We start from the raw sequence: 19524 nt of genomic DNA on the forward strand, positions 1-19524 counted from the left end.
TTACTCTACTCCTTTCATTCGTTTTTTAGGTTTGATATATTTTTCAATAATGTAGTGAGCACTTACAAAGAAGATAATGGAAGCTGTTACAATATTGACAAGTTCTGGAGGAATAGTAGCTGTTGTCATACCAGGCGCACCAGTTTGCAATGTTCCAAGTAGAAACGCAGCAAAAATGATTCCGATAGGAGAGTTGCTAGCAAGAAGAGCAACTGCCATACCATTAAATCCAACAGCCAGAGATCCTGCTTGAACATAAACGTTCTGGAAAGTACCTATACCCTCAACTGCTCCTCCAATACCACAAAGAGCTCCAGAAATCACCATTGAAAGAATAATAGTTCGTTTCGCCGACATCCCTGCATAATCTGAAGCATTTGGATTAAGACCTACTGAGCGAATTTCGAATCCAAGTGTGGTTTTCTTTATGATAAACCAAATTACAGCGACAGCAATAAAAGCAATGAAAATTCCAATATTCATACGTGACTTAGTAAGCTCTGTAAGAAAGTCTAGACGATAGCTAGCGTTTGCTGAAACAGGAATACTTGATTCGGAATCAACCATTAGTTTTTTAGGAAAATTCCGAATAATTTCATTTCCAGCAAAAAGAACAATATAGTTCATCATAATGGTAACAATAACTTCGCTTGTACCTAAAAATGCTCTCAACAAACCCGGAATTAAACCGATTAAACCACCGGCAACTGCTGCTACAAGGACAGTCAGCGGTAACATTGCAAAACGAGGAATGGTTGGAAAAGATAGGGCAAACCAAACAGCTGCAATCCAACCTGCCAAAGCTTGACCAGGTAAACCAACATTGAAAAAACCAGCACGACTAGCCACTGCAAACCCAAGAGCAATCAAAATTAGAGGCCCCATGGTTCGGAAAATTTCTCCAATATTTTTAATGGAACCAAAAGCTGTTTTGAACAACTCTTCATAACCCCACAAGGCATCATAACCAAAAATCCACATGATGATGGCGCCAAGTAAGATTCCTAAAAGAACTGAAATAAAAGGAATAGCAATTTGCTGTGTTTTTTTATCCATTAGAACCCTCCTTGATTTTTCCACCAGCCATGAGAATACCAAGTTCTTGCTTATTAGTTTCAGATGGCTTTACAATTCCTTGAATCTTTCCATCGTGAATAACAGCAATACGGTCTGATAAATTAAGAATTTCATCTAATTCAAAGCTGACTACAAGAACGGCTTTCCCTTTATCACGTTCAGAAATTAAGCGCTTATGAATATACTCAATCGCACCAACATCCAATCCGCGAGTAGGTTGACTGACAATTAATAGATCTGGATTACGATCAACTTCTCGAGCAATAATAGCTTTTTGTTGATTCCCCCCTGACAAAGCACCTGCTGGAACAAGTTCACTAGCTGCTCTAACGTCAAATTCTTCCATCAATTTACGGGCATATGAATTAATTTGATTATAATTCAAAACACCTTTGTTACTGAGCGGTTCTTTATAGTAAGTCTGGAGAGCAATATTTTCAGAAAGCATCATTTCAAGTACCAAACCATCACGATGACGATCCTCAGGTACATGACTTACTTGCATTTCTGTAATCTTTCGTGGAGAAAGTCCTACAACTTCCCTTCCTTTGATTTTAATACTTCCTGATTTTACTTTTCGAAGTCCTGTAATAGCCTGAATCAACTCACTCTGACCGTTACCGTCAATCCCAGCAACTCCTACGATTTCACCTGCATGAACATCAAGAGAAAGCTCTTTAACAGCTGGTACACCACGATTCTCATTCACTATCAAATCAGAAATTTGAAGTACAACGTCTTTCGGTTTAGCTTCTTCCTTTTCAGTAACAAAAGAAACCGAACGTCCAACCATCATTTCAGCCAAATCTTTATTTGAAACGCCCTCAATGCTAACAGTTTCAATTGATTTTCCACGGCGAATAACTGTGACACGATCCGCTACTGCTCGAATTTCATCTAGTTTATGAGTAATCAGGATAATAGATTTCCCTTCTTTAACAAGAGTTTTCATAATATCCATTAATTCCAAAATTTCAGCAGGGGTCAATACTGCCGTTGGCTCATCAAAGATCAAAATTTCGGCACCACGATAGAGGGTCTTCAGGATTTCTACACGTTGTTGGGCACCAACAGAAATATCTTCAACCTTAGCTGTTGGGTCAACAGCTAAGCCATAGCGTTCTGATAATTCAAGGATATCTGCATTAGCTTTTTTCAAATCTAATACACCTTTATTCGTTATTTCGCTACCAAGAATAATGTTTTCAGCAACAGTAAATGCTTCAACCAACATAAAGTGCTGATGAACCATTCCTATTCCGAGAGCTGCAGCCCTAGAAGGAGAATCCAATTTTTCCGATTTTCCGTTGACAAAAATTTCTCCACTAGTTGGCTCTAAAAGACCAGCCAACATATTCATCAAGGTAGATTTCCCAGCTCCATTTTCACCAAGAAGTGCATGAATCTCACCTTTACGCAGTTGTAGGTTGATTTTGTCATTTGCGACAAATTCACCAAAAACTTTGGTTATCTCACGCATCTCAATGACATTTTCATGTGCCATTAGAGTATTCCTTTCTAGAAAATTATATTTTATTTCAGTAGAGCCTACTAATCAAGTTAGTAAGTTCTATTGAGACAAAATGTCTCAATACCCTAAAAAAGCAACCCAAGAAGGTTGGGTCGCTTCTGGATCTTTATTATTTTTCAGGTGCTTTTACACTACCATCAATAATCTGTTTCTTAGCATCTTCTACGGCTTTTTTAGCATCTTCAGATAGGTTGGAAGTTGTCAATTCAACTCCACCATCTTTCAAACCAAATGTAATTACTTTCCCACCCGGGAATTTACCATCAGCTGTTTGAGTAGCAATCTCTTGAACAGTTTTGCCAACTTGTTTTAAGCTGGAAGCAAGTACAAAGTTAGATTCCTTGCCATCTTTAGACTTATATTTACCTTCTTCAGCTTGATCACGATCGACACCGATTACCCAAACTTTTTCGTCTTCATTTTTCTTCTCATTCAAGTCTTTTGCTTCTTTAAAGACACCTGCTCCTGTACCACCTGCAGCTTGATAAACCACGTCAGCTCCTGCGGCATATTGGGTTGCAGCAATAGTTCTTCCTTTTTCAGGATTATTAAAGTCTTCGGCATATTGAATATCAACCGAAATATCTTTGTTAACAGACTTCACTCCTGCTTCAAAGCCTTTTTCAAAACGAGTGATAACTTCGCCACGTGCCCCTCCAATAAAACCAACTTTGTTAGTCTTAGTAGTTTTTGCAGCAGCAACACCTGCAAGATAAGCAGCTTCATTATCAGCAAAAACAGCAGATGCTACATTCTTCTTGTCTTTGATAACAGAATCAATAATAACATAATTAATATCAGCATTTTCATCAGCAGCAGCTGTAACAGCAGGTGCTAATTTATAACCAACGCCATAAACTAATTTATAGCCATTTGTAGCTGCTTGACTGAAGTTATTCGCAAAATCCGCTTCACTTGTAGACTGATAGTAAGTAAAGCCGTTATCTTTAGAAAGACCGCTTTCTTTACCCCAAGCTTGCAGACCTTCCCATGCAGACTGGTTAAATGACTTATCATCAACACCGCCAGTATCAGTTACGATAGCAGCCTTCAAATCCGTTTTCGCGTTTGAAGAATCTGAGCGAGAAGCACGGTTTCCACATGCAGCAAGTCCGAATGCTGCAACAGTTACTAGACCAAGACCTAGCCATTGTTTTTTGTTCATTTCTGAACCTCCTAAATAAGATGTGCAACACAGTTGCAAGTTTGAGTTTGGTCAGATGACCGATAACAGACTTATGTTAAATCTGTAAAAGAATATGGAAGTAATTCCTTGACCGTCATCACGACCGTCGATTTATCTTTAGCAACCAAAGTCACTTTTAGATCCTCAGCAAAAAATTCTGCCATTACTTGGCGGCAGGCACCACAGGGTGATATGGGTTTTTCCGTCTCACCATAGACAATCAGCTCCTCGAAGTCTAAAGCCCCTTCTGAAACTGCCTTAAATATAGCTGTCCGCTCTCCGCAGTTGGTCAAACCAAAACTGGCATTTTCAACATTAACGCCGGTAAATACCCGTCCGTCTTTAGCGACTAAAACTGCTCCGATAGGGAAATGAGAATAGGGAACATAAGCATTTTTGCTTGCTTGGACAGCCAAGTCAATCAACTCAGTAGTCGCCACTGACTTCTTCTCCCTTCATAATCGCCACACCGGCCGAAGTTCCAATCCGAGTCGCACCTGCTTCAATAAAGGCCAGCGCATCTTCATAAGAACGAGCACCGCCAGAAGCCTTGACGCCCATGTCAGGACCAACTATTTTTCTCATAAGGGCAACATCTTCGACTGTTGCACCGCCAGTTGAAAATCCTGTAGAAGTCTTAACAAAATCAGCTCCAGCTTTCTGAGCTAATTGGCAGGCCTTAACCTTCTCCTCATCTGTCAGCAGGCAAGTTTCCAGAATCACCTTGACCAAGGTACCGTTTGCAGCTTCTACAACCGCACGGATGTCTCGCTCTACCAAATCATAATTTTTAGACTTCAGAGCGCCGACATTGATGACCATATCCACTTCGCCCGCACCCTTTTGGATTGCGTCCTTCGTTTCAAAAGCCTTTACATCGGAAGTATTGGCTCCTAAAGGAAAACCAATTGGCACACAAACCTTGACATCTGAGCCTTTCAGCTGCTCCGCAGCAAACTCTATCCAGGTTGGATTGACACAGATACTGGCAAAATCATAAACTTTTGCTTCTTCAATTAACTTCAGAATCTGCTCTTCTGACGCTTCTGGTTTTAAAAGCGTATGGTCTATGTATTTGTTTAATTTCATGTTGGCTTCTCCTAGAATTAAGCAATAACCTCGATAATCTCGCTTACTGCAACGCTTTCATCACCTATTTTAACATTTTTTTGAAATTCTGTAACTAGTTCTTGAGAAATTTTTTCATTTGAATAAATTTTTGCGAAAACTTCTCCAATTTCGACCTTGTCTCCGACTTTCTTTTCGAAAACAATTCCAGTTTCATAATCCAAGTCGTCAGATTTAACTGCACGTCCTGCTCCAAGTCTCATAGCAAAGAGTCCGAATTCCATAGCAGGCAGCTCAGTGATATAACCTGCCTGTTCTACTTTCACTTCTATAATATGAGCTGCACTTGATGGACGATAGAGGTCTTCCAAGTCACCGCCTTGAGCAGCAATCATAGCTTCAAATTTCTTCAAAGCAGCTCCATTAGTCAACTGTTCTCTCACTTCTTCTGCTGTTTTCTCAACATCTGCCAGTCCGAGCATAATCTGAGCCAACTCACAAATGAAAGTTGTGATGTCTTCACGACCCCTGCCCTGCAAGATATCCAAAGCTTCTAAGATTTCCAGACGATTGCCAATGCTGGTTCCCAAAGGCTGACTCATATCTGTCAGAACAGCTACTGTTTTTCTTCCGACCGCCTTGCCCAAATCTACCATAGTACGTGCTAGTACACGAGCGTCATCAATATTTTTCATAAAGGCGCCTTCACCGACCGTCACATCCAGAAGGATACTGTCTGCACCAGCAGCAATTTTCTTACTCATGACAGAGCTCGCTATCAGCGGAATTGTATCAACAGTTGCGGTTACATCTCGCAAGGCATAGAGCAACTTATCCGCTAGCACCAACTGATCAGACTGACCAATTACTGACAAGCCGATTTCCTGCACCTGCTTGATAAAGTCTTCCTGACTGCGCTCTACCTGAAATCCTTTAATGGATTCTAATTTATCAATGGTTCCACCAGTATGACCCAGACCGCGGCCGCTCATTTTAGCAACAGGCACACCAAAGCTAGCCACCAAAGGTACCAAGACCAGAGTTACTTTATCACCCACTCCTCCGGTGGAATGTTTGTCTACTTTTATACCTGCGATTTCTGACAAGTCAAACTGCTCTCCAGTTCCAACCATGGTCATGGTTAAATCCGAAATTTCCCGAGTCATCATGCCCTTAAAATAGACAGCCATCGCAAAGGCTGCCATCTGATAGTCTGGCACAGTCCCATCCACATAGCCCTCAATCAGCCACTGGATTTCCTGACTGGTCAGTTCAAGACCATCTCTTTTCTTTTGGATAATATCTACAGCACGCATCCTATTTTTCGCTCCTTAGTATATAGTAGCCTTTGTCTTTCTTAACAATCTCACAGTTTCCAAAAACAGCTTCCATCTTCGACTTGGCACTGGGCGCTCCTTGCTTCTTCTGAATCACAAGGGTCAAATCACCGCCTTCTGTCAAATGCCTATAGCTTCCGCTGATAACTTCATGTACAACCTGCTTACCAGCACGGATAGGTGGATTACTGATAATATGGTCGAAAATGCCACTGACCTTTTCATAAACATTAGACTGGAAGATCTCAGCTGAAATCTGGTTTCTCTCAGCATTCTTCTGAGCCAAGTCCAAGGCTCGCTGGTTGATATCCACCATGGTCGCAGTCACTCCTTGCGCTTTGGCTAAGGTCAAACCTAGAGGCCCATAGCCACAGCCAACATCCAGCACTCGTTCTCCAGCTTCAAAGTCCAAGACAGACAAAAGAACCCGACTGCCATAATCAATCATTTTTTTACTGAAAACACCAGCATCAGTCAAAAAAGTCAGCCGCTGTCCTAACAGTTCTACATTTAATTCATGAATATCATGTTTGGCATCAGGATTTTCTGCAAAATACATTTTAGTCATACAACCATTTTATCATAATTTTCCTAGATTTGTAAATCGTTTTCATTTCTCCAAAAAGTATGTTATACTAAAGTCCATCATACAGGAGTAACTTATGACTAACGAATTTCTTCATTTTGAAAAAATCAGCCGCCATACTTGGCAAAACCTGCACCGCAAAACAACTCCGCCTCTGACCCAGGCCGAACTTAACTCTATCAAGAGTTTCAATGACAAGATTAGCCTGCAGGACGTGACGGACATTTATTTACCCTTGACCAATCTCATTCAGATTTATAAACGTTCTAAGGAAGACTTGGCTTTTTCCAAGGGGATTTTTCTACAAAAAGAGAGCCGGAAACAGCCCTTTATCATCGGAGTTTCTGGCAGTGTGGCCGTTGGGAAATCCACCACCAGCCGGTTGCTGCAGATTCTGCTTTCTCGGACTTTTTCAAATGCGACAGTCGAGCTAGTTACCACAGATGGTTTTTTGTTTCCTAATCAAATTTTAGAAGCTAACGGCATTTTAAACCGCAAGGGTTTCCCAGAAAGCTATAATATGGAACTGCTTCTTTCCTTTCTGGATAGCATAAAAAACGGTCAGGATTTCCAAATCCCTGTCTACTCGCATGAAACTTATGATATCGTCCCTCAGGAAATGCAAGAGGTAAAGGCCGCTGACTTTGTTATCGTCGAAGGGATTAACGTTTTCCAGAATCCTCAGAACGAGCGCCTATATATGACAGACTTTTTTGACTTTTCAATTTATGTCGATGCAGAAGTCGAAAATATTGAAAACTGGTATCTGGATCGCTTTAAAAAAATGCTGACGTTGGCTGAAAACGACCCCAAAAACTACTACCACCGCTTCACCACGCAATCAGAAGAGGAAGTGGTGGCTTTCGCCCATAATGTCTGGAAAAGCATTAACCTTGTCAACCTGCTAGACTACATTGAGCCAACCCGCAATCGGGCAGAAATTATTCTGCACAAAGCTGGAAATCATGAAATTGATGAAATTTACTTAAAAAAATAAAAAAGCTTGTCAAATCCTAACTTTTCATATATAATTAGATAGTTAGTATTTTCAATGGAGGTGAAACAACTTGGCAAACATTAAATCAGCTATCAAACGCGCTGAATTGAACGTGAAACATAACGAAAAAAACTCAGCTCAAAAGTCAGCTATGCGTACTGCAATCAAAGCATTTGAAGCAAACCCATCTGAAGAACTTTTCCGTGCTGCTAGCTCAGCTATCGATAAAGCAGAAACAAAAGGTTTGATCCACAAAAACAAAGCAAGCCGCGATAAAGCACGCCTTTCAGCTAAACTTGCTAAATAATGCATACAAAGGGAGCTCTCAGGAGCTTTTTTTGTTTCTCACATAAAGGAGGTAGGGATGAAAATAGCAATTATTGGTTATTCCGGCTCTGGCAAATCCACTCTAGCAGCACAACTGTTCAACCACTACTCCATTCCCAAACTTCACATGGATAGATTGCAGTTCCAATCTGGCTGGAAGGATAGCGACCGTAATTGGATGAGTGAACAGATGGATGATTTTTTGTCAAAAAATACCGACTGGATTATTGATGGCAACTACTCTTGGTGTTTTTATGAACGTCGGATGGCAGAAGCCGACCAAATCATCTTTCTGAACTTCTCTCGCTGGAACTGCCTCTATCGAGCTTTCAAACGCTATCTAAAATACCGCAATCGAACCAGAGAAAGCATGGCTCCCGGTTGCCCTGAAAAGTTTGACTGGGAGTTTATCTGCTGGGTTCTTTGGAACGGACGGCGTCAGACTGCACTGGCAAGATATAAGAGAATCCGACAAACTTTTCCTCAGAAATTCTACGAATTAAAAAATCAAAAAGAACTAACCAACTTCTTACAGAACCTAAAAACAAGCGAGCCCTAATGACTCACTTGTTTTTATTTGATTTCTTTTTCTGTGGGAAAAGAGGTAGGCCTAAAGAAGCTATTTTTTCAGCTGGAACCTTCATGCCGTCCTTAATCCACTTGGAAAGAACGGAAACAACTGCCGAACTCCAGAAGGAATTCATGTAAGAGTTAGTCGATTTCTTAGCATTGCGATTGCGCTTTTCCAAAAAGTCGAATACGGCCTGAGTAAGCAGCTTTTCAAAATTATAGTCAATGGCTAGACTGATTACCCGAGCTTCTTTCTTGGCTTCTTTAAAAAGAAAAAGCCAGATCTGGTACATCTCAGTTTTAAAGTTAAACTCTTCCAATTTATCCGTAATACCTTGAACAGTGTTTTTAAAAATCTCTTCCAGAATCTGCTCTTTAGAGCTATAATTGCGGTAAAATGCCGCACGGGAAACCCCTGCCCGCTCAACCAGCTCTGAAATCGTAATTTTTTTGAGTTCTTTCTTCTCCAGCAGCTGCATGAGAGAAATTTCCAGAGACTCTCTCGTGATTTGATTGGATTCCTGATTGTATTTCTTTAAATTCGCGAGTGATTTTTCCGATATTTTCTTTTCCGACATAACAATTTCTTCCCTCTTGTATCAGCTGACAGTTTCCGCTTTCTAGTAAGCATTCTTCATGTTATAATTTTAAAAAAAGACAGATTTTTTGTCAATTTTTTTATTGTACATACTTGACAAAAAAGGAGAAAAATATGACTTGGAAAATTATAGCTGACTCTGGCTGTGACTTTCGTGAAATGGCAAACTTGGCCAAAGACACCCAATTTGAAAGTGTTCCCTTGACCATTCAAGTGGAAAATGAGATTTTTATAGATGATAAGAAGCTTGATATCGACCTAATGATGGAAAAGATGTATGCTTCTTCTGCTGCTTCAAAGTCTGCCTGCCCTAGTCCAGATGACTATCTCAAAAGCTTTGAGGGGGCTGACAAAATCTTTGTGGTGACTATCACTGGAACTCTATCTGGCAGCAATAATAGTGCACAGGTTGCTAAGAAAATCTTTTTGGAAGAACATCCTGATGCCCAAATTCATGTCATTGATAGTCTTTCTGCCGGCGGCGAGGTGGACTTACTTGTGACTAAACTCAATGAACTCATTCAGCAAGAACTCAGCTTTGATGAGGTTGTTGAAGTCATTAGTCGCTATCAGGAGAAAACCAAGCTTCTCTTCGTTCTGGCAAAGGTAGATAACTTGGTCAAAAACGGCCGACTGAGCAAGCTTCTGGGAACCGTGGTCGGCTTGCTCAATATCCGTATGGTCGGTGAAGCTAGCCAGACTGGCACGCTAGAGCTTCTGCAAAAGGCACGAGGTCCGAAAAAAGCCCTTGCTTCTGCAATTGAAGAGCTACTCAAAGCTGGTTACAAGGGTGGCCGACTCATCATCGCTCACCGCAATAACGAAAAATTCTGCCAGCAATTTAGTCAACTGGTACAAGAAAAGTATCCTCAAGCTCAAATCGAAACGGTGCCGACTTCAGGTCTCTGCAGCTTCTATGCTGAAGAAGGCGGAATCTTAATGGGCTACGAAATTTAATAAAATATCGAAAAAGTAAAGGATTAGGCTAAGATAATTGACCTAATCCTTTACTTTTTCGATTTAATTCGCTATAATAAAACCAAGTAAAGGAGTTGATATTATGGCCAGAGGAAGAGGCGCCGCAAGCCCCCAAGACAAGGAAGCAAGTCTTCTCATTTCTAAAAAACTCAAAGAACTTCTCAAGGAAACAGGGAAAAAACAAGTTGAGCTATCTCGTGAAACAGGCATTCCTGCTAGTACACTGACTGGCTATATTAAAGGAACATCTCTGCCTATCGCAGCCAATCTAGAAAAGATTGCAAGATTTTTTGAGGTAGAGGTCAAAGAAATTGACCCTCGTTACCGACTAATTGCAGATATCCCTCAACAATTTCCCGATTTAAATCGTATATATCAACAACTTGGCCAAGACAGACAGGAGAAAGGATTAAAGCTACTAGAAGCTAGCCTGACTGAGCAAGAAACACAAGCTAGCTTAAAGGACGACTACTTCCCCTACTTGGTCTATGAAAATTACTATCTCTCTCAGCATAAGCCAGAACAAGCTGATTTAGTCTGGCTGGACAGAGAAATCGACTACGATATTGCCCTTTGGGTACGAACTGACTCGTTAGAGCCCAAGTATCCGAGAGATTCCGTAGCGCTAATCAAGCAGACTCATTTCGAACTTGCTGGCGCTATCTATGCTATCGATTATGACGGCCAAACCATTATAAAAAGGGTCTTCAACGATCCATCTGGTATCCGTCTAATTTCCCTTAATAAAAAATACAGTGATAAGTTTATCCCGCATGAGGAAGAACCTAAACTAATCGGTCGAGTTATGGCGACTTTCATGCCACTGAATGTAGAAAAAATAAAGAAAAACAAATAACAGTTCTGCAAATGTACAGAGCTGTTATTTTGATGATTTTCAGTCAAAAAATCAGAAAGTCTTTCGACTTCCTGATGCTTGTTTAATAAAATACTGCTAATTCTTCATTCAGCTTCTTCATGTAGTGTTTGTGGACTATGTAAGACAACACAGCTAAGCCTGCTAAAACTAGAGCGACTATCATATAAATTACCAGAGGCGCAAGAACATTGGATATAAAGAAGAGAAGAGTAATGACAATCAACATTCCTAAAATCAGGGCGATAGCTAGAAGAGTTTTCACCATACTGTTATCTCGGCTCATCAATTCTGTGACATTGGACCAATTGGTCACGAGATGCTTGTAGTCTCGGTAGTACCCCCAAGAACTCCACATTAGACTAATCAAGGCCCAAACAATCACCATGCCCAAGAAAGTCACTGGATGCATACCGGAAACAAGGCTAGTTATCAAAAGCAAGGTCAAAGGCAGGATAGACTGGACGGCAAAGAGCTGCCAAAACTTCAGACGAATATATTGCTTCAAATCAAAGGGGAGAACCTTGAGATAATCAAAATTTTCCCTTTCCAGAGAAATCCCAATAGCAGTAAGGTTGCTACCGCCTGAGTTTAGTGTTGCAATCAAAACAGCCAGGGCAATCATTGGCAAGAGAAAGCGCGGTCCCAGATAAGAAGTCAAAGACAGGCCGCCTTGTATCATCCCCATTCCCATACTGAAAATAACAATGTAAGGGAGAAAGGCCGACATAAAGATGGCCTGCATAATGACAGAACCCTCGCTCAAGAGCCTGATATTGTAGCGCCAGACAAACTTTTTGAGATTTTTTGCTTCCGCAATATTGATGTCATGCACGCGCTCCCGCTTTCCTACTGAAGAACCCGTCATGAGAGCCGCCTCATAAAACTCTGGAATCACCTTGGTCTTTACGATAAAAAATAGAAGAGCCGCAACTGCCACCCATCCCAAAAATCCCAGCAAGGAAGCTGCATGAAAAGGATGAAGGATAAAATCATAAAAGGCTTGAACTGGCGGGAAGAAAGCTTTAACCTCTGTACGATTTACAACGCTTCTGCTGTTCATTTGATTAATCATAAAATAGAGGAAAAAGGATCCGACAGAAACAAGAGCCAGAATGACATTGGACAGGATGGTCTTGTACTTCCTGAAAAAGGCTGTCTTGGTAATGAAATGGACAGCAATCAAAATCAGAAAGGTGATGACCGAACTTAAAATCAGAATAGCAAGCAGAGCCAAAGGCAGGCCCAAGAAAGGATTGCCACCTTGAAAAGCCAAAACCAAGAAATAACTGAACATAGGCAGAATGGCAATCAGCAAGGTCAGAATAACCGAAATGCTTTTGCCGACGATGATTTCTGCTTCGCTAAAAGCGTAGGGACGATAAGACTGCAAGTCCTTGCTTTCATAAAAGACATTGTAAAAAACCAGAAAGCCCTGAGACATAGAAAAGAGAGCAAAAGCGGAAACCAAATTGGCAAAGAGGCCCGGATTGCCAACCAGTTGGTTCAGGGAGCCCATCAAGCCGAAAAGAAAGAGATAGACCAGTCCTAAGATCAGATACATGCGGATGGCCTTCAGCGATACATTGACCTTGCGCTCAGGATTCTTAGCTTGCATCTTGCGGTACTGCTGCAGCTGAGACAGCTGAATGGCGTAGAGGATGTTGATATCAACGAGTTTTTTTATAGCTTTAATGCGCATCAGGACTCACCTCTTCTCTGCGGCCTGCTAGACCAAGATAAATGGTTTCAAGAGACTTTTCTGGATGTTGGCCTTTTAGTTCTTCAATTGTTCCGTAGAAAATCAATTTTCCTTTTTTGAGAATGGCCACCTTATCACAGAGCTGCTCTGCAACTTCTAAGACGTGGGTTGAAAAGAGAACTGTATTTCCTTTATCTGCATGCTCCCGCATCATCTGCTTGAGGTCAAAAGCTGCCTGCGGATCAAGACCTGTCAGCGGCTCATCCAGAACCCAAATATCCGGATCAGACAAAAGTGCCGCTATGACGAAGACTTTTTGCCTCATCCCATGAGAAAATGAATCAATGACCTCATACCGATGAGAGCCAAAGTCGAAAATATGGAGCAGATTTCCCAACCGCTCTTCTACTTCAGCATTTGTCATATCGTAAGAAGTCGCTACCAGCTCCCAGAACTCATTGGCAGTTAGGCGCAAAAATAAATCAGGTGAATCAGCTACATAGCCAATTTTTTTCTTGATTTCCAAACGATTAGCGGACAATTCTTTCCCATCCACAAAAATCTGTCCACTGCTTGGATTGATAACGCTGACCAATGACTTAATGGTAGTAGATTTGCCGGCGCCATTGTGACCAATCAGACCGACGATTTCTCCGCTCTGCAAGGTCAGATTCAGCTGATTGAGAGCTACCGTTCCTTCATAAACTTTAGTGACATCTTTAAATTCAATCATAAGAGAGCTCCTTTACCGATTTCTATACAGATTAGTATACTCTTTTTACGGCTTTTTGTCTCGTCTCTGCCTAAGGTCAGATACAAGATAAAGCTAAAAGCAGCTGAACTTCATCTAACTATGAAATTCTAGCTGCTTTTTTAAACAGAACCTCTAACGTTGTGAGTATTTCTTTGCTAAACTAGATAAACCTAGTGTGCTGACCAGCAGAGCCAGGCCAAGATGCAGAATTCCCTTATCTGAATTACTGCCGGTTTCAGGTAAGGTAGCTGGAGCTTGCTGCTTGCTGATCTTCTGAACTTTTCCTACTGCCTGATCATAATGTTCTGCATAGTGAACCGCCAACTGAACTGACGGAACTTCTTTTCCTTCTTCGCTGTCAAAGATATACTCAGGAACTTCTAAAATTGCTGGTGCAACTAATTTCGCACCAATAATTTCTGGTAGAGCTGCATAAGCAGTATCAAGAGCATGTGGTATATAGTTCGCCTTTTGCAGGCGACTAGCTTCCAAAGTAGGTATTAGGGCACTGATGGAGTCCGTCTTGAAAGTTACTTCATATTGACGATCAATCGTGAGGTCGCTTGGGTCGTACGTGTTGAAAACCAGAGCCAGCTTATGACCTTTTTTCACCGTATAGAGATTAGGCTGCAAATAGACTGTATAGTCATGGAATTGACCAATTTGAGGATCGATACTATTTTGCGAGCTAGACGGTGTATAGCCCGATTCTGGATTAGCCAGATTGACCCATCCTTTGGCAATGACTTTGTATTTGGTTTTGACAGTCGCAAAATTTTTGATATCCATATTGCTGAGATTACTGCCCATCCAGAAGCCATCTTTCTGATTTTCATCACTGGCTGCGCCGTTTCCAACCACATCAAACTCTTGGTCTGATACATCTACTAGGAGGGCATTGACCTGCAGATTACTGCCTCCACCCTTTGCCAGAGCCGCCTTGAAATGGACTGGGATATGTCCTTTAATGGTCATATCCTCTTGGACATCTGTCATAAAGGTCAAATTAGCTTTAGAAGAAGCTTTGCTAACTGCTTCATCACGCTTGCTGGTATCAATTCCCGCTCCCGCGTAGTTACTGGAAATCGTTTCTTCTAAGCGCTTGGACTGAGCTGTCAGAATCAAACGATTACTGCTTTTCCAGCTATCATAAATGGTCCATTTATTTGGATCATAGTTATTTTGCGCTAAAACAGCAGGAAGTTTGCTGACATCATTTTCTACATCATAGAGGTAATGAGAGAACCAGGTATTGAGTAAGTCATAAAAATCTTGCTTGTTAGCTGTAATACCAAAGCCTCTAGATACGGCAGCAGGATTAATATGATTCCCTTGGTGAAGATAAAGTTTCACATCTTGACCGGCTTTTTTTAGCGCATCATACATAAGCTCAAAGTGTTTGGTTTTGACATTATCATCATTCAAACCATGCACAAGCAGGGCACTGGTTTTTATCTTTTCTGGATGCAGTGTATAATCTCGTTCCTGCCATACCGGACTATAGTTACGGCCGTGGGCATTCTGGTCCTTATTTAACTGATTAATGTAGTCAGCATACTTGTTACTAATAGCAGCCCAGTCTTTTTGATCTAGCAACCGTGTAGCGACATAGAGAGAAAGCCAAGATAAATCACTGTAGGGTGGATTGGTGTAAGCCGACCCTTGACTATTGAAATAATCATACCAGCTGGCAATTCCAGCTGCTGGAACAATGGTTTTCAAGCCTTCAACACCAGTCGTGGCCACACCGAAAGTTGTCGTACCAGCCCAAGACAGACCAGTCATACCGACTTTTCCATTAGCCCAGTCGGCCTTGATTTCGATATTATTAGTCCTGTCTGTGTAGGCCGTTCGTTTACCATTGATCCATTCGACAATATTTTTAAATGCTTCAATTTCTAAATCAGAGCCAGTTGTATTAAAACCTTCAGAACCTTTTGTTCCTAGACCAGCGCTAGAAACAAAGGCATAGCCCCGGACGAGGAAATAATCATACCAGTTCAAGTTTTCATAGTCATAAATCCCCTCATATGGACTGTAATAATACCAAGCCGATGACATTGCTCTTTTTGCTGCATCAATACTGCTCATGCTAGAAACTGGCTGGCGCTTAGCTGGCTGATTGCGCAGGCTCTTCATGTCATAGGAACCGTTTGTCGGCAGATTGAGACTTTCTAGCGTCACATGGTCTTCGTCCAAGGTTCCAGCGACATAGGGACGAGCTTCCAAGATTGTCGCAGCCTTATAATCACCCTTAGCAGCTGCTTTAGGAAGCTGCACAATAGCCTTGACTAAATCAAGCTTACCGTCACCATCCGTATCGTAGTCAGTCTCTACATAGACTGGGAAACGAACAATCTCACTGCCTTCATAAGTATACTCCTCATATCTGTCTTCACCACTACTATATGGAAAAATTGGCTGTGAACGACCATTCAAAAAGAGGGGCTCTTTCTTTTCGGAGCGATAGGCATCATGCAGTCGCTTGGCAACCGAATACATAGATTGCAGATTAGCACCCTGGACACTGGCTGTCAAATCAGCCTCTTTTTCAATCATCCCCAGACTCTTTGCTAGATTTGCTCTATCCTCGGCACTGCTACCCAACTGAGATTCACTGACTGCTGCCCACTTGAGCAATTCATCTACAGCCTCCTGCAGGGTTAGTTCCTTATCTGAGAGTGAAGGATTTGAAAGACCGCCGGTATAGGCAGATAAATCTTGACCTTTCACAGCAGTTGAGGCAGCGGAAGGTGCTGAGCTGACATCTTTAGCCAAAGCAAGAAGCTCCTGCTCCTGCGCTGGGCTAAGGCTAGGTACCGTTCCCTCAGCCGCAAGCGGTGCCTTGTCTTGCTTTTCCTGCACCGAATCTTCTGAAGAAGTCTGATTTGAAGTTTCTACTGTCGTTGACTCTTGGTCCTTGGAGCCAGTTTCAGAAGCCTTTGCAACTGTTTCTGTCTTGAGATTGTCCGTGCGCTCGCTGCTAGCTTGAGTCGCCTCATCCGCCTGAACAGCTTGTGCCAATACCAAAGGTGCAAGTAACAAACTTGGCAGGAGTAATGTAACTAGTCTTTTCTTTCTCATAAAGACACCTTTCTTTAGATAGAATCTTTTATAACAAGTCCATTATACTATGTAAGCGCTTTTGTTTCAATCTATTCTATCTTTTATCTATGAAAGATGTCAAAATATCTATAGAAGCAGAAAGACGCAAACGATTGCGCCTTTCTGCTTCTTTTGGTACAATAAAGCCAATCAGTGAGAATGAAGAGGAAAATTTATATGGAAAACCAAACCTTAATGCAGTATTTTGAATGGTATCTGCCAGATGATGGTCAGCATTGGAATCGCTTGGCGGAAGATGCATCAAACTTAGCAGCGAAAGGAATTCGCAAGGTCTGGATGCCACCAGCATTCAAAGGAACAGGCTCTAATGACGTCGGCTATGGTGTATACGACCTTTTTGATTTGGGTGAATTTGATCAAAAAGGGACCGTCCGCACAAAGTATGGATTGAAAGAAGAATACCTCCGAGCGATTGAAGCACTTAGCCAGAACGGTATCGAAGCTATTGCAGATGTAGTCCTCAATCACAAGGCCGCAGCTGACTACAAAGAGCGTTTTACTGTCGTTGAAGTTGATCCAAATGACCGAAATGTAGAAATCTCAGAACCATTTGAAATAGAAGCGTGGATGCATTTTGCATTCCCCGGCCGCAATAAAACCTACAATGACTTCGAATGGCACTGGTACCACTTCACTGGCACTGACTACGATGCTAAAAACAATAGGTCAGGAATTTTCCTCATTCAAGGCGACAATAAAGGTTGGGCAGATGATGAGCTAGTAGACAATGAGAACGGCAACTACGATTATCTCATGTATGCTGATATTGATTTCAAGCACCCTGAAGTCATCCAAAATCTATACGACTGGGCTCATTGGTTCATTGAAAGCACTGGTGTTCATGGCTTTCGCTTAGATGCTGTTAAGCACATTGATTCATTTTTTATGAAAAATTTCATCCGCGATATTACTGAAAAATACGGTGAAGATTTCTATGTCTTTGGGGAATTTTGGAATAGCGATGAGAAGGCTAATAATGATTATCTAGAAAATATTGACTACCGCTTTGACCTAGTCGATGTCAAGCTCCATCAGAATTTATTTGATGCCAGCAAATCTGGAGCAGACTATGACCTGCGAACTATTTTTGATCAGACACTTGCAAAAAATCATCCTGAATCGGCTGTAACCTTTGTGGACAACCATGATACTCAGAGAGGTCAGGCTCTGGAATCTACTGTCGAAGAATGGTTCAAACCAGCTGCCTATGCTCTTATACTTCTAAGAGAAGCTGGATTGCCCTGCGTCTTTTATGGAGACTACTATGGCATTAGCGGAGAATTTGCACAAGAGAGCTTTCAAGAGATACTGGATAAACTCCTAGACATCCGCCTCAATCTGGCCTATGGCGAGCAGACCGACTACTTAGACGAAGCCAACTGTATAGGCTGGACCCGCCAAGGCAAGGACAATGGTCAGCCAATCGCTGTCCTTATCAGTAATGACCAAGCAACTAGCAAATCTATGTTTGTCGGTCCAGAATGGGCTGGCAGAGAATTCAGCGACTATCTGGGTAACAGCTCTCAAATCGTAACTATTGACGACCAAGGCTGGGGAGAATTTCCTGTTGAGGAAAAATCAGTTAGTGCCTGGAGTGCTAGGTAATCAATTTACTTACATATAGCAAACTAAAAACCGATTCGCAATGCACTGACGAATCGGTTTTTAAATCTCTAGCATTTTAGATAGACGAGGAAGAACTCCTGTTTTCTATAGAACTGACATTACATAAAAATCCCCGCCAATAAGATAGAATGAAGTTCACCTACTCAACTAAACCACTCCTTAGATATGCATCCACCATGCGCTCTGTCGCAACAACTGAATCAATATGGGTACGCTCATAAGAGTGGCTGGATTCGATGCCAGCGCCTAGCAGAGCATGCTTGACTTCTGCTCCTGCACTCATGGCTGCAGAGGCATCTGATCCGTAAAATGGATAGATGTCCAGTTTATAAGGAATGTCTTGCTCCTTGGCTAAATTTACCAAATGCTGGCGGAAGCCATAGTGATAAGGTCCTGATGCATCCTTAACACAGATTGAAACCGTATACTCATCTGTCTGCTGGTCGTCACCCATAGCCCCCATATCAACCGCCAAATACTCTACCGCTTGAGCCGGCAGGCTGGAGTTAGCACCGTGCCCAACCTCTTCAAAGACACTGAAAGCAAAATGAGTCGTCACCGGTAGCTGAATATTTTCCTCTTTATAAACGCGCAAAAGATTGAGCAAAATAGCTGCGCTGACCTTATCATCCAGAAAGCGAGACTTGATAAAGCCTGACTCTGTAACTGTGGTACGCGGGTCAAAGGAAATAAAATCCCCCACTTCGATTCCTAAATCGCGAGTTTCTTTCTCACTAGTCACCTTTTCATCCAAACGGACTTCCATATTGTCCTGAGTACGTTCAACCGTCCCAGCATCCTTATAGACATGGCAAGATGTCTGGTGAACCAAAATAGTCCCACTGATAGTCTTGCCACTGCTGGCCACATGGACTAGGCAGTTTTCTCCTTCAATCATGTTCCAAGGGAAACCGCCAATCCGATCCAGTTTAAGACGACCGTCTGGCTTGATTGCACGCACAATAGCCCCCAGTGTATCCACATGGGCAGTCACTACCCGATGCTGGGCATCATTTTCACCCTTAACCACAACATGAACGCCGCCTTTATTAGTCCGGACAGGCTCATAGCCCAATCTTTCCAGAGTGTGTACCAAATAGTCTGCCACCTCAGCCGTAAAGCCTGTTGGCGAAGGAATAGCCGTTAATTCCTGTAAATATTGAATAGTTTGATTCATGAATGTCTCC

Annotated in this window: 18 protein-coding genes; 6 read left to right on the top strand and 12 right to left on the bottom strand. The window is 41.9% G+C overall.

Translation table 11 applies throughout. From position 1 onward, the window contains the following. The 7 genes from K1I94_RS03670 to K1I94_RS03700 all read right to left on the bottom strand — a co-directional run bounded on the left by K1I94_RS03670 (position 1) and on the right by K1I94_RS03700 (position 6767). Entirely contained in the window at positions 1–1056 is a 1056-nt protein-coding gene (locus K1I94_RS03670) for an ABC transporter permease (protein WP_002909876.1), read from the bottom strand. Further along, on the bottom strand, positions 1049–2581 hold the full coding sequence (locus tag K1I94_RS03675) for an ABC transporter ATP-binding protein (RefSeq protein ID WP_002900481.1): 1533 nt from the start codon (positions 2579–2581) through the stop codon (positions 1049–1051). Before K1I94_RS03675 ends, K1I94_RS03670 begins: the two co-directional genes overlap by 8 nt. Positions 2582–2717: 136 nt before the next feature. Next, positions 2718–3773 (bottom strand): BMP family lipoprotein, encoded by a 1056-nt coding sequence (locus tag K1I94_RS03680; RefSeq protein WP_223314442.1) that lies wholly within the window; start codon positions 3771–3773, stop codon positions 2718–2720. A gap of 71 nt (positions 3774–3844) precedes the next feature. After that, positions 3845–4234 carry a cytidine deaminase gene (locus K1I94_RS03685; protein WP_002906685.1) on the bottom strand — a complete coding sequence of 130 codons (390 nt, stop codon included), beginning with the start codon at positions 4232–4234 and terminating at the stop codon, positions 3845–3847. Further along, the gene (deoC, locus tag K1I94_RS03690; protein WP_223314443.1) at positions 4221–4883 is read right to left on the bottom strand and encodes a deoxyribose-phosphate aldolase; all 663 of its coding nucleotides are present in this window, start codon (positions 4881–4883) and stop codon (positions 4221–4223) included. The genes K1I94_RS03685 and deoC overlap by 14 nt, the downstream gene beginning before the upstream one ends. 17 nt (positions 4884–4900) lie before the next feature. After that, positions 4901–6178, bottom strand: a complete 1278-nt coding sequence (locus K1I94_RS03695) for a pyrimidine-nucleoside phosphorylase (protein ID WP_223314444.1) — start codon at positions 6176–6178, stop codon at positions 4901–4903. Position 6179: 1 nt separating this feature from the next. After that, the gene (locus K1I94_RS03700) at positions 6180–6767 is read right to left on the bottom strand and encodes a class I SAM-dependent methyltransferase (protein ID WP_223314445.1); all 588 of its coding nucleotides are present in this window, start codon (positions 6765–6767) and stop codon (positions 6180–6182) included. A 94-nt stretch (positions 6768–6861) separates the two neighbouring features. On the opposite strand from K1I94_RS03700, the gene coaA reads away from it, so the two are divergent. From coaA to K1I94_RS03715, 3 genes are all read left to right on the top strand, one after another. Further along, positions 6862–7782 carry a type I pantothenate kinase gene (coaA, locus tag K1I94_RS03705; RefSeq protein WP_002906691.1) on the top strand — a complete coding sequence of 307 codons (921 nt, stop codon included), beginning with the start codon at positions 6862–6864 and terminating at the stop codon, positions 7780–7782. A gap of 70 nt (positions 7783–7852) precedes the next feature. After that, a complete protein-coding gene (gene rpsT, locus K1I94_RS03710; protein ID WP_002895661.1) occupies positions 7853–8089 on the top strand; it encodes a 30S ribosomal protein S20 in 237 nt (78 codons plus the stop codon). 57 nt (positions 8090–8146) lie between these two features. Next, positions 8147–8668, top strand: a complete 522-nt coding sequence (locus tag K1I94_RS03715; protein WP_223314446.1) for a DNA topology modulation protein — start codon at positions 8147–8149, stop codon at positions 8666–8668. A 4-nt stretch (positions 8669–8672) separates the two neighbouring features. Here K1I94_RS03715 and K1I94_RS03720 read toward each other — a convergent pair whose 3' ends face one another. After that, complete coding sequence (locus tag K1I94_RS03720) at positions 8673–9257, bottom strand: TetR/AcrR family transcriptional regulator (protein WP_149565604.1); 585 nt, start codon at positions 9255–9257, stop codon at positions 8673–8675. Positions 9258–9391: 134 nt separating this feature from the next. Between K1I94_RS03720 and K1I94_RS03725 the strand changes: the two genes are divergently transcribed. Both K1I94_RS03725 and K1I94_RS03730 read left to right on the top strand, forming a co-directional pair. Next, complete coding sequence (locus tag K1I94_RS03725; protein ID WP_223314447.1) at positions 9392–10234, top strand: DegV family protein; 843 nt, start codon at positions 9392–9394, stop codon at positions 10232–10234. Positions 10235–10337: 103 nt separating this feature from the next. Beyond that, positions 10338–11111 (top strand): XRE family transcriptional regulator, encoded by a 774-nt coding sequence (locus tag K1I94_RS03730; protein ID WP_223314448.1) that lies wholly within the window; start codon positions 10338–10340, stop codon positions 11109–11111. A gap of 82 nt (positions 11112–11193) precedes the next feature. Here the strand turns inward: K1I94_RS03730 and K1I94_RS03735 are convergent, their stop codons facing one another. The 3 genes from K1I94_RS03735 to K1I94_RS03745 all read right to left on the bottom strand — a co-directional run bounded on the left by K1I94_RS03735 (position 11194) and on the right by K1I94_RS03745 (position 16669). Then, entirely contained in the window at positions 11194–12831 is a 1638-nt protein-coding gene (locus tag K1I94_RS03735) for a hypothetical protein (protein ID WP_223314449.1), read from the bottom strand. After that, complete coding sequence (locus tag K1I94_RS03740) at positions 12821–13564, bottom strand: ABC transporter ATP-binding protein (RefSeq protein ID WP_223314450.1); 744 nt, start codon at positions 13562–13564, stop codon at positions 12821–12823. Before K1I94_RS03740 ends, K1I94_RS03735 begins: the two co-directional genes overlap by 11 nt. A gap of 153 nt (positions 13565–13717) precedes the next feature. Beyond that, a complete protein-coding gene (locus tag K1I94_RS03745) occupies positions 13718–16669 on the bottom strand; it encodes a CocE/NonD family hydrolase (RefSeq protein ID WP_223314451.1) in 2952 nt (983 codons plus the stop codon). A 180-nt stretch (positions 16670–16849) separates the two neighbouring features. On the opposite strand from K1I94_RS03745, the gene K1I94_RS03750 reads away from it, so the two are divergent. After that, entirely contained in the window at positions 16850–18316 is a 1467-nt protein-coding gene (locus K1I94_RS03750; protein ID WP_223314452.1) for an alpha-amylase, read from the top strand. Positions 18317–18476: 160 nt separating this feature from the next. Here the strand turns inward: K1I94_RS03750 and K1I94_RS03755 are convergent, their stop codons facing one another. Beyond that, a complete protein-coding gene (locus K1I94_RS03755; RefSeq protein WP_223314453.1) occupies positions 18477–19514 on the bottom strand; it encodes a M42 family metallopeptidase in 1038 nt (345 codons plus the stop codon). Positions 19515–19524: the final 10 nt, after the last annotated feature.

The sequence above is a fragment of the Streptococcus sanguinis genome, from assembly GCF_019929145.1.
Taxonomy (GTDB): domain Bacteria; phylum Bacillota; class Bacilli; order Lactobacillales; family Streptococcaceae; genus Streptococcus; species Streptococcus sanguinis_U.

Coding starts and splice junctions, on each gene's coding strand:
- K1I94_RS03735 (WP_223314449.1), bottom strand. CDS start 12,831: ATGCGCATTAAAGCTATAAAAAAACTCGTTGATATCAACATCCTCTAC.
- coaA (WP_002906691.1), top strand. CDS start 6,862: ATGACTAACGAATTTCTTCATTTTGAAAAAATCAGCCGCCATACTTGG.
- K1I94_RS03750 (WP_223314452.1), top strand. CDS start 16,850: ATGAAGAGGAAAATTTATATGGAAAACCAAACCTTAATGCAGTATTTT.
- K1I94_RS03715 (WP_223314446.1), top strand. CDS start 8,147: ATGAAAATAGCAATTATTGGTTATTCCGGCTCTGGCAAATCCACTCTA.
- K1I94_RS03720 (WP_149565604.1), bottom strand. CDS start 9,257: ATGTCGGAAAAGAAAATATCGGAAAAATCACTCGCGAATTTAAAGAAA.
- K1I94_RS03695 (WP_223314444.1), bottom strand. CDS start 6,178: ATGCGTGCTGTAGATATTATCCAAAAGAAAAGAGATGGTCTTGAACTG.
- K1I94_RS03700 (WP_223314445.1), bottom strand. CDS start 6,767: ATGACTAAAATGTATTTTGCAGAAAATCCTGATGCCAAACATGATATT.
- K1I94_RS03755 (WP_223314453.1), bottom strand. CDS start 19,514: ATGAATCAAACTATTCAATATTTACAGGAATTAACGGCTATTCCTTCG.
- K1I94_RS03730 (WP_223314448.1), top strand. CDS start 10,338: ATGGCCAGAGGAAGAGGCGCCGCAAGCCCCCAAGACAAGGAAGCAAGT.
- K1I94_RS03740 (WP_223314450.1), bottom strand. CDS start 13,564: ATGATTGAATTTAAAGATGTCACTAAAGTTTATGAAGGAACGGTAGCT.
- K1I94_RS03745 (WP_223314451.1), bottom strand. CDS start 16,669: ATGAGAAAGAAAAGACTAGTTACATTACTCCTGCCAAGTTTGTTACTT.
- K1I94_RS03725 (WP_223314447.1), top strand. CDS start 9,392: ATGACTTGGAAAATTATAGCTGACTCTGGCTGTGACTTTCGTGAAATG.
- K1I94_RS03670 (WP_002909876.1), bottom strand. CDS start 1,056: ATGGATAAAAAAACACAGCAAATTGCTATTCCTTTTATTTCAGTTCTT.
- K1I94_RS03680 (WP_223314442.1), bottom strand. CDS start 3,773: ATGAACAAAAAACAATGGCTAGGTCTTGGTCTAGTAACTGTTGCAGCA.
- deoC (WP_223314443.1), bottom strand. CDS start 4,883: ATGAAATTAAACAAATACATAGACCATACGCTTTTAAAACCAGAAGCG.
- K1I94_RS03675 (WP_002900481.1), bottom strand. CDS start 2,581: ATGGCACATGAAAATGTCATTGAGATGCGTGAGATAACCAAAGTTTTT.